General features: G+C 66.5%; 2 protein-coding genes. Both read right to left on the reverse strand.

Annotated elements, in window-relative coordinates:
- Positions 1-1,451 (reverse strand): IS66 family transposase (gene tnpC, locus NKH49_RS34620; protein WP_352930162.1); only part of this gene is annotated, 1,451 nt, incomplete at its 3' end.
- Between the two features lie 66 nt (positions 1,452-1,517).
- The coding region (gene tnpB, locus NKH49_RS34625; RefSeq protein WP_502907996.1) for an IS66 family insertion sequence element accessory protein TnpB at positions 1,518-1,851 on the reverse strand (334 nt) is incomplete at its 5' end.

A 1,851-nucleotide genomic window follows, 5' to 3' on the forward strand; every position in this document is an offset into this window, starting at 1 on the left:
GCGATGCCGCGCAGGGCTCGCTCGGCTGCATTGTTGGATAGGCAGATCCGCCCATCGTCGAGGAACCGGGTGAAGGATGACCAGCGGCGCAGCATGTAGTTGAAGGCCTTGGTCAGGTCGTGCCCGCGCGAGAGCTTGTCGCGCGTCTTGATCATCCAGCGCTCGAGCTCGGTGACCAGCGGCGCGCTCCGCTCTTGGCGCACGGCGTGGCGTTGGGCCGGCGACAGGCCGTTGATCGCGCGCTCGATATCGAACAGGGCATCGATGCGCTTCACGGCTTCGACCGCCAGCGGATAGACCAGGTTGGGCTTCTCGCCGTGCGCCTTCTTGCGCGCCGCCGCTTCGACATCGGCCAGCTCAAACACTTTGCGCCGGCTGTGGGCCCAGCAGCTGGCCTCCAGAACAGGCGCCGGCTGACGACCCGTCGCATAGAGATCGCCATAACCACCAAAGGCATCGGCCTGCAGAATGCCGCTCCAGCCGGCGAGATGCGTCGCGGGATGTTCGCCTCGGCGATCGCGGGAATAGTAGAACACTGCCGCCGGCGGATCGGCGCCGCCGAACGGTCGGTCATCGCGCACATAGGTCCATAATCGGCCGGTATCGGTCTTGCCCTTGGCCAGGACCGGCACCGTCGTGTCGTCGCCGTGCAGACGCGAAGCGGCCAGCACATGGGCTTCGAGCTGCTTGAACAGCGGCATCAGCGCCGCGGCGCCGGCGCCGACCTGGTCGGCGAGCGTCGACAGGCTGAGCGGCACGCCTTCGCGGGCATAGCGTTCGGCCTGGCGGTTAAGCGGCTGATGCTGGCCGAACTTCTCGAACAGGATCATCGCCAGCAGGCTGGGACCGGCCCAGCCGCGCGGGGTGGCGTGGAAGGGCGCCGGAGCCTGGCTGATCGTCTCGCAGTCGCGGCAGGTGAACTTCTCCCGCACGTGCTGGATCACCTTCCATTGCCGCGGCACCACCTCCAGCGTCTCGGTGATATCCTCACCCAGCTTGCGCAGCCGATGACCGCCGCAGCAATGGCAAGCGGCCGGCGCCGGCTCGACCACGCGTTCGCGCGGCAGATGCTCGGGAAATGGCTGGCGCGCCGGTCGCTTGCGCATGTAAGGCGCCACCTCGGTGGTCCGGGCCGCGGCCTGTTCGGCGGCGATCTCGTCTTCCGTCGCGGTGCTCTCGAGTTCCTCGAAGGTGAGTTCCATCTGGTCGTGCAGGCGGGCTGAGCGTTCAGAACTCTGACCATGCAGCGCCCGCTGCAGCTTCCGGATCGTCAGATGCTGATGCGCGATCAGCGCCGCATCATCCGATGCCTTGGCCCTGGCGACCGCCAGTTCGGCCTCGACCAGCGCAGCGCGCGCGGCCTCGTCTTCGGCTCTGGCCAGCGCCGCGGTCAGCGCTGCTCTCAGCGCGCCAATATCGTCCGGAACAGCATCCTGGGCGGTGGCAACCATGCCCTGGAGTGAATCATAAAACGCGTCCGCTGACTCGCGGAAAATGGCGCAAACTCAAAGAAAAACTCAGCCCGCGCGCTGCGGGCGGAACGTGTGAAGCGGGTTGCGCCAATCGATCCCGTCGAGCATGTAGGCGAGCTGCGCCGGTGATATGGAAACCGTGCCGTCCGCCGGCGACGGCCATAGAAACCGGCCCTTCTCGAGCCGTTTTGCATACAGCGACATGCCGAGCCCATCATGCCAGATAATCTTGATCAGATTGCCGCTGCGGCCGCGGAAGACATAAAGATCGCCGGCATGCGGGTCCCGGCCCAGCGTCTCCTGAACCTGCAGAGCGAGGCCTTGCATCCCGCGACGCATATCGGTCCGGCCGACCGCCAACCAGATCCGCACCTGGCTC

The organism is Mesorhizobium sp. M1088 (assembly GCF_040318575.1).
GTDB lineage: Bacteria > Pseudomonadota > Alphaproteobacteria > Rhizobiales > Rhizobiaceae > Mesorhizobium.